This window comes from Kitasatospora sp. NPDC056327, assembly GCF_042261735.1.
Lineage (GTDB): Bacteria > Actinomycetota > Actinomycetes > Streptomycetales > Streptomycetaceae > Kitasatospora.
Genome location: NZ_JBHJRC010000059.1, coordinates 24,384 through 33,061 on the forward strand (window position 1 = coordinate 24,384; position 8,678 = coordinate 33,061).

3 protein-coding genes are annotated in these 8,678 nt (G+C 78.8%); all 3 read left to right on the forward strand.

The window, feature by feature from the left end; all coding sequences use genetic code 11:
- Window positions 1-62: 62 nt before the first annotated feature.
- The gene (locus tag ACFCX4_RS11810; RefSeq protein WP_376140975.1) at window positions 63-7,643 is read left to right on the forward strand and encodes a condensation domain-containing protein; all 7,581 of its coding nucleotides are present in this window, start codon (window positions 63-65) and stop codon (window positions 7,641-7,643) included.
- Window positions 7,640-7,843 (forward strand): MbtH family protein, encoded by a 204-nt coding sequence (locus ACFCX4_RS11815; protein WP_376140977.1) that lies wholly within the window; start codon window positions 7,640-7,642, stop codon window positions 7,841-7,843. The genes ACFCX4_RS11810 and ACFCX4_RS11815 overlap by 4 nt, the downstream gene beginning before the upstream one ends.
- Before the next feature lie 35 nt (window positions 7,844-7,878).
- The coding region (locus tag ACFCX4_RS11820) for a thioesterase II family protein (RefSeq protein ID WP_376140978.1) at window positions 7,879-8,678 on the forward strand (800 nt) is incomplete at its 3' end.

Sequence of the window (8,678 nt, forward strand, 5' to 3'; positions counted from 1 at the left end):
CCGCCCGCCGCCCCGGCCGCGTCCGGCCGCCGGACCCGCCCACACACCGAGGAGTCACCAGCATGGCCAGTCCGGCGACGGCCGGCCCCGACGGCCCGACCGGCCCGTCCGGTCCCTCCGAGACGGAGCAGCCCCTCACCTTCCCGGCGTCCTACGCCCAGGAACGGATGTGGTTCTTCTACCGGCTCGACGCGCGGAACGCCTTCTACAACGTCCCGCTGCTGCTGCGCTTCACCGGCGGCGCCCCCGACCCCGGCGTCCTGGCCCGGGCGCTGGGCGACCTGACCGACCGCCACGAGACTCTGCGCACCACCTTCGCCGAGACCGGCGAGGGCCTGGTCCAGGTGGTCGGCGCGGCGGCCGGCCCGGCGCTGCCCGTGGTGGACCTGACGGAGCACGGGGTCGGCGGCCCCGACATCACCGCCCACCCCGTGCTGCGGACCGGCCTGCTCACCGAGATCGGCCGCCCGTTCGACCTCGAACGCGGACCGCTGCTGCGCGCCGTGCTGTTCCGGCTCGGCCCGGACGACCACCTGCTGCTGCTCTGCGTCCACCACATCGTCATCGACGGCGCCTCGGCGGGCGTCCTGATCCGCGAACTCGCCGAGGCCTACCGGGCCAGGGCGCTCGGCGCCGCGCCCGGATGGGAGCCGCTGGAGATCCAGTACGGCGACTTCGCCGAGTGGCAGCGCGAGCACCTCGCCGGGGAGCGCCTGGCGGAGGGGCTGGACTACTGGCGCGGCCGGCTGGCCGGCGACCTCCCGGTGCTGCGGCTGCCCACCGACCGGCCGCGGCCCGCGCAGCGGTCCTTCGCCGGGGACCGGGTCGACTTCACGCTCTCCCCGGACCTCGCCGAGGCCGTCAAGGCCCTGTGCCGCGCCCAGGGCGCGACCCTCTACATGGTGCTGCTGGCCGCCTTCGCCGCCCTGCTCCACCGCACCACCGGGCAGGACGACCTGCTGGTCGGCTCCCCGGTCGCGAACCGGGAGAACGCCCAGCTCGACCCGCTGGTCGGCATGTTCGTCAACACCCTGCCGCTGCGGGTGGACGCCTCCGGCGACCCGGCCTTCGGCGCGCTGGTCCAGCGGGTGCGCGAGGTGAGCCTCGGCGCCTTCGCCCACCAGAACATCCCGCTGGAGAAGATCGTCGAGGCGGTCGCCCCGCAGCGCGACCCCGGCGGCAACCCGCTGTTCCAGGTCGTGTTCGCGCTGCAGAACTTCGACCGCCCGGAGATCGGACTGCCGGGGCTCACCGTCAGCCCGGTCGCGCTGGCCGACTGGAGCTGCCGCTTCGACCAGGAACTCCACCTGTGGGAGCAGGACGGCGTGCTGCGCGGCACCCTGGTGCACGCCACCGACCTGTTCGACGGCCGCACCGCCCGCCGCACCGTGGAGCGCCTGCGGCTGCTGCTGGCGGCCGTCACCGCCGACCCCGCGCTACCGCTGTCCCGGCTGCCGCTGGCCGACGGGACCGACGTGGCCGCCGCCGACCCGGTGGACCCGGCGGCGGCACACCCGGCGACCGTGGCCGCCCGGTTCGCCGCCCGGCCGGCCACCGCCCCCGCGGCCCCGGCCGTACGGGCCGGCGGCGCCGTGCTCGACTACGCCGGACTCGCCGACCGGGCCGCCGGGGCGGCCCGCCGGCTGCACGCCCGCGGCGTCGGCCCGGGCGACCGGGTCGCGCTGGCCTGCGCGGCCGGTCCGGACGCCGCCGCCGCCCTGCTGGCGGTGCTGCAGCTCGGCGCGGCCGTCGTCCCGCTCGACCCGGCGGACCCGCCCGCGCGGACGGCCGCGCTGCTCGACGCCACCGCCCCGGCCGTGCTGCTCGCCGACGCGCCCGGCGCCGACGGCGACACCCCGGCGCCCGTCCTCGCGGCGCTCACCGGCCCGGCGCCCCTGCTGCTGAGCACCGGCGCCCACGCCACCGGAGCCGCCGCCGGCCCCGTCCCCGACCCGCCGCCCGGCCGGACCGGGCCGGTGCGCGGCGCCGACCCGGCCGTCCTGCTCGCCTCCCCGGACGGCCCGGTCACCGTGACCCACGCCGAACTGGTCGGCCAGCTCGACCGGTTCGCCGCCGCGGCCGGCCTCGGCCCGGACGACACCGTGCGCTGGTGGGCACCGCCCGGCACCGCCCGCTGGATCTGGGAGGCGCTGCTGCCCCTGGTGCACGGCGCCGCCCTGCGCGTCGCCCCGGTGGACGCCGACCCGGCCGACGCGGACCCGGGGGAGGACGGGGACACCGCCGAGGTCGTCCTCGCCACCGAATCCCAGCTCGCCCGGCTCGCCGCCGGACGGCGCGCGGCAGGCCCGCGCGCCGTCCTGCACGCAGGCCCGGCCCTGCCCGCCGCCCTGCTCGCCCGCCACCGGGCCGCCCTCGGCCCCGGGGTGCTCCGCCCCACCCACACCGCACCCGCCACCGGCCCGCTCGCGGTGGCCCCCGCCGACGGTTCCGGCGGGCTGCGCCCCGTCCGGCCGCTGCGGATCCTCGACGGCCACGGCGCCCCCGCACCGCTCGGTGTGCACGGCGCCGTCGGGCTCGTCCGGCCCGACGGCACCACCGCGGACACCGGGGAGCGCGGTCGGCTCACCGAGGACGGCGAACTGGACCCGGCGGGCCCGCCGCCCGGCCTGGCCCGGCTCGGCGACCACACCGTGCGGCTCGCCCCGGTCGCGGCCCGGATCACCGCGACCGAGCCGGTCCGGGACTGCGCCCTGACGGTCCGGTACACCACCGACGGCACGCCCGAACTGGTCGCCCACGTGGTGCCGACCCGGGAGCTGGACCCCGAACGGGTGCTGTGCGCCGCCCGCGAGGCACTGCCGGCCGCCGTGCCGCTCACCGTCTCGCTGCTCCCCGAACTGCCCCGCACCCCCGGCGGCGCGCCCGACGAGGCCGCGCTGGCCCGGATCCCGGTGCCGGACGCCGCCCTGCTGGACCGCTGGGAGGCCCACTGGCGCGAGCGGCTCGGCCCGGACCGCGCCCTCGCCGTCGTCGCCGCCCCGTTCCGGCCCGCCGGGAGCGCCGACGACACCGTCCGTCCGCCCGTCCCCGCCCCGCCCGTCCCCGCCCCGGCCGGCCCGGCCGAGCAGGGCCCCGCCGCGGAGGCCACCGGGCGGCCCGACGGTCCGCCCTCCGTCAGCACCGGCGCGCCGCTGGAGCGGCACCCCGAGCAGACCCTCGGCGCCCTCCTGCGCCGGGTCGCGGAGCAGGACGGCGCCGCCCGCGGCCTGGAGTACGTGCTGCCCGACGGCGGCACCGACCGCCAGGGCTACCCCGAACTGCTGGACGAGGCCTCCCGGGTCCTGGGCGGCCTGCGCGCCGCCGGCCTGCGGCCCGGCGACCAGGTGCTGCTCCGGCTCGCCGGCGCCCGGCAGTTCCTCACCGGCTTCTGGGCCTGCGTCCTGGGCGGCTTCGTCGCCGTGCCGCTCGCCGCCCCGGCGCCGGGCCGGCCCGACGCCGCCGCCGAGGCCCGGCTGGAGCACGCCCGGCGCGCCTTCGGCGACCCGCTGGTGCTCACCGACGCGGCCGGGGCGGACGAACTGCCGCCCGAGTGCCGCCGCGCCGTGGTCGAGGAACTGGTCACCGGGCCCGCCGACCACGACCCGCACCCCGCCGGCCCGGACGACCCGGTGCTGCTGATGCTCACCTCGGGCAGCACCGGCACCCCCAAGGCCGTCCGGCTGCGGCACCGCAACGTGCTCACCCACACCGCCGCCGCCGGGCAGCGGCACGGCCTGGGACCGGACGACACGGCCGTCAACTGGATGCCGCTGGACCACGTCGGCGGCGTGGTGATGTTCCACCTGGCCTTCGTCGCGGCCGGCGCCGCCCAGGTGCACGCGCCCACCTCCTGGGTGCTGGCGGACCCGCTGCGCTGGATCGACCTGCTGGACTCCCGCCGGGCCACCGCCACCTGGGCGCCCAACTTCGCCTTCGGCCTCGTCAACGACGAGGCCGAGCGGGCGGCCGGGCGCTCCTGGGACCTCGGCGCGCTGCGGCTGGTGCTCAACGGCGGCGAGGCCGTGGTCGACCGGGTGGCCCGGCGCTTCGTCCGGCTGCTCGCCCCGCACGGCCTGCCCGCCGGGGCGATGCACCCGATCTGGGGCATGTCCGAGACCTCCTCCGGCGAGGTCGCGGGCGCGCTCCCCGGGACCGCGGGCGCCGTCGACGCGCCGACCTCGGTCGGCCGGCCCTTCCCCGGCTTCTCGGTGCGGATCACCGACGACGCCGACGCGCCCGTGCCCGAGGGGACGGTCGGTCACCTCCAGGTCAGCGGCGGGGCCGTGACCGACGGCTACCACGGCGACCCCGAGCGCACCCGCGAGGCCTTCACCGCCGACGGCTGGTTCCGCACCGGCGACCTGGGCCTGCTGCGGGACGGCGCGCTCACCCTCACCGGCCGGGCCAAGGACGTCGTCATCATCGGCGGCGTCAACCACGCCAGCCACGAACTGGAGGCCCTGGCCGAGGAACTGGCCGAGGTGCAGACCTCGTTCACGGCCGCCTGCGCGGTCCGCTCCGCGGACGGCGAGGGCGACGAACTGGCGCTCTTCTACGTCCTCGCCCCCGGCGCGGACCCGGGGACGACGGCCCGGCGGATCCGCTCCGCCGTGGTCCGGGGGGCCGGCGTCAGCCCCTCCCACCTGATCGCGCTGGAGCGCGAGGACATCCCGAAGACCGAACTCGGGAAGATCCGGCGCAGCCTGCTGCGGGCCCGCTTCGAGGCCGGCGAGTTCGGCGGCGCGGCGCTCGGGGACACCCTGCCCAACTGGTTCTTCGCCCCGGTCTGGCAGCCCGCCGCCCTCGTCCACCCGGGCGGGGCCGGCGGCGGGCACACCCTGCTCGTCGCGGACGGGGCCGCCCCGGCCGAGCGGCTCGCCGACGCCCTGCGCGCGGCCGGCCACCCCACCACGACGGTGCTGCGCCGCCCGCCCGCCGACGCCGACGGCGATGCCGGCCCTGCCGACGCCTCCGGGGGCCCCGACGCCTTCGACGCCGCCGACCGCGCCCACTGGGACCGTCTGCTGGACACCCTGCCCCCGCTCGGCCGGATCGTCCACCTCACCGCAGGTCCGCCCGCCGACGGCCCGGGCGCCGACGGTGTCGCCGAACTGACCCGGCTGGCCGGTGCCCTCGCGGCCCGCCCCGACCGCTACGGCCCCGACCGGCCGCTCGCCCTCGACGTGGTCGCCACCGGCAGCCGGGCCGTGCTGTCCACCGACAGCCCGCAGCCCCGGCGCGCCCCGGCGGTGGCCCTGGTCCGCAGCCTGGCCCAGGAACTGCCCTGGCTGCGCGCCCGGCACATCGACCCCGGCCCGTCCGGCCCCGACGGCCCCGCGCTCGGCCCGCTGGTCGCCGAACTCACCACCCCCGGTACCGAACCGGACGTCGCCCTGCGCCCCGGCCGGGGCCCCGCCCCGGTGCGCTGGGTGCGCCGGCTGCGCCGCCTGCCCGGAGGCGAACCGCCCGCCCGGTCCGCCCCGGTGTTCCGGCCCGGCGGCCTGTACGTGATCAGCGGCGGCCTCGGCGGGGTCGGCGTCGAGGTGGCCCGCCACCTGCTCGACACCCACCGGGTCCGGCTGCTGCTCCTCGGCCGCACCCCGCTGCCCCCCGCCGGGGAGTGGGACCGGCGGGCGGCCGAGGGCGGCGAACAGGCCCGCCGGATCGCCGCCCACCGCGAGCTGAGCGCCGCCGGCGAGATCGCCCACGCCGTCGCCGACGTGACCGACGCCGAGGCCGTCCGCGCCGCCGTGCGCGCCGCCGAGCGGGCCTGGGACACCACCCTGGCCGGGGTGCTGCACCTCGCGGGCGGCTTCGCCGAACGCCCCGTCACCGAGGAGACCCCGGAGCTGCAGGCCGCCGTCCTGGACCCGAAGATCCACGGCGGCTGGGTGCTGCACCGGCTGGTCGAGGAGACGCCCGGCGCGCTCTTCCTCTCCTTCTCCTCCGTCAACGGCCACTTCGGCGGCTCCGGCGTCGGCAGCTACGCCGCCGCCAACGCCTACCTGGACGCCCTGGCCGAACGGCAGCGCCGCGACGGCATCGACGGCCGCAGCATCGCCTGGAGCATGTGGGACGAGCGCGGGATGAGCCGCGGCTACGCCCTGCGCGAGCTCACCGAGGCCCGCGGCTACCGGATCCTCGGCCCGCGCGAGGCACTGCGCTCGCTCGACACCGCGCTCTGCCACGACGGCGCGCAGGTGGTCGTCGGCCTCGACCCCCGGGCACCCTGGATCCGCGCCCACACCCTGGGCGCCGTCCACCCGCTGCACGCCCCGGCCCTGCACCTGGAGACGGCCGCTCAGGACCCGGCCGACCCGGTCCCCGCCACCCCGGCTCCCGCCGTCCCCGGGGCGCCGGCCGACGGGACGCCCGCCCCGGCCGACCGCTACGGCACCCCCACCGGGTGCCCGGTCCACCCGCACACCGCCCTGCCCCGCACCGCCGACGGCCTGGTCGACCGCGACCGGCTGGCCCGCAGCGGCCCCGCACCGGACACCGGCGGCCGCCCCGACCGCCCGGCCACCGCCACCGAGCGGACCGTCGCCGGCATCTGGCGCGAACTGCTCCAGCGCGACCGGGTCGGCCCGCGCGACCACTTCTTCGAACTCGGCGGCCACTCCATCCTCGCCACCCGGATGCTCGCCCGGCTGCGCACCGACCTGGGCGTCGAACTCACCGTCGCCGACCTCTTCCGCGACCCGACCGTCGAGGGCCTGGCCGCCCTCGCCGACCGGGCCGGCCGGGACGGCACCGGATCCGCCGCCGGACAGCTCGACGTCCTGCTGCCGCTGCGCCCCGAGGGCACCGGCACCCCGCTGTTCTGCATCCACCCGGGCGCCGGCGTCGGCTGGCCGTACGCGGCGCTGCTCGGCGGCCTCGACCCGCAGCGCCCGCTCTGGGCCCTCCAGGCCAGGGGACTCCGACCGGGGTCGGAGCCCGCCGGATCGGTGGCCGGGATGGCCGAGGACTACCTCCGGCAGATCCGCACCGTCCACCCGCACGGACCGTTCCACCTGCTCGGCTGGTCCTTCGGCGGACTGGTCGCGTTCGAGCTGGCCGCCCGGCTGCGGGCCGCCGGGGAACCGACCGGACTGCTCGCCCTGCTGGACGTGCTGCCGCTCGGCACCCTGCCGGAACGCCGCCCGCTGCCCGAACCCGCCGAACTGGAACGCGTCCTGCTCGGCATCCTGCTCGCCTCGGCGGGCGCCCGGCTCCCGGAGGGCGCCGAACCCGGCCGGGAGGCGGTGCTGACGGCGCTGCAGGGCGAGGGGAGCAGCCTGCGCGGCCTCGCCGACCGGGACGTCACCGCCCTGCTCGCCGTGATGACCAACGACACCGAACTGGGCTACGGCTACGTGCCCCGCCACTACGACGGCGACCTGCTCTACTTCGCGGCCGGCGAGGACGCCGACCCGGCCCGTTCGCCCGCCGCGCTCTGGCAGCCCTGGACCGGCGGCCGGCTGCGGGTGCACACCGTCGGCGCCGCCCACGGCGACCTGCTGCGCCCGGACCGGGCCGCCGAGATCGCCCACGTCGTGGAGACCGAACTGAAGGCCGTGGAGGCCGCGCCCGGCGCCGCCCCGCCCGGCTCCGGCACCGCCGGGACCACCGGTACCGAACCCGAGGGAGACCCCCGATGACCAACCCGTTCGAGGACCCCGGGGCCGACTACCTCGTCCTGGTCGACCAGGACGGCCGGCACTCGCTCTGGCCGGCCGTGATCGCCGTCCCGGCCGGCTGGCGGACCACCCACGGCCCGGCCGGCCGCGAGGACTGCCTCGCCCACGTCACCGCGCACTGGTACGACCTGGGGCCGGCCGCGCCGGCCGGCACCCGGTGACCCCCGGCGCCGCGGCGGCGGCACCCACGGCCCAGGTGGTGCGCCCGCGTCCGCTGGCCGCCCCGGCCCTCCGGCTGTTCGTGCTGCACCACGCGGGCGGCTCGCACCTCGGCTACCGCCCGTGGACGCGGCTGCTGCCGCAGGACTGGGAGGTGCACCTGGTCGAGGCGCCGGGCCGGATCGGCAGTGCCGGGCCGCCCTGCACCACCACCGGGGAGCTCACCGGAGCGCTGCTGCGCGGCCTGGGCGCCCGGCTGGACCGGCCGTACGCGCTGTTCGGGCACAGCATGGGCGCCATCGCCGCGTACGAGCTGACGCTGGCGCTGCGCCGCGAGGGCCTGCGGCCGCCCGACTGGCTCGGCCTGTCCGCGATCGCCCCGCCCGAGCACCAGCCCCGCCCGGTGCACCGCTTCGACCTGGACGACGAGCCGCTGCGGGCGGCCGTCGAGCGGATGGGCGGCACCGGGCGGGACCTCCTGGAGGACCCGGAGTTCTGGCCGCTGCTGGAGCCGGTCCTGCGGGCCGACCTCGAACTCGCCGAGACCTGGCGCCCGGACCGGGCCGAGCCGCCGCTGTCCGTCCCGCTGGCGGTCTACGGCGGGGACCGGGACGAGATCACGCCGCCGGACCTGCTGGCCGGCTGGTCGGCGCGCAGCACCCGGTTCCTCGGCGCCCGGGTGCTGCCGGGCCCGCACTTCTACTTCCAGCCCGACCCGGCCCCGCTGCTGGCCCAGATGATGGTCGACCCGATCGGTCTGATCCTGCGCTGGTACGACGAGCTCCAGGTGGCCCAGGTGTCGCTGGCCCGGCTGGTCGGCGTCCGGGACATCGAGCC

Coding starts and splice junctions, on each gene's coding strand:
- ACFCX4_RS11810 (WP_376140975.1), top strand. CDS start 63: ATGGCCAGTCCGGCGACGGCCGGCCCCGACGGCCCGACCGGCCCGTCC.
- ACFCX4_RS11815 (WP_376140977.1), top strand. CDS start 7,640: ATGACCAACCCGTTCGAGGACCCCGGGGCCGACTACCTCGTCCTGGTC.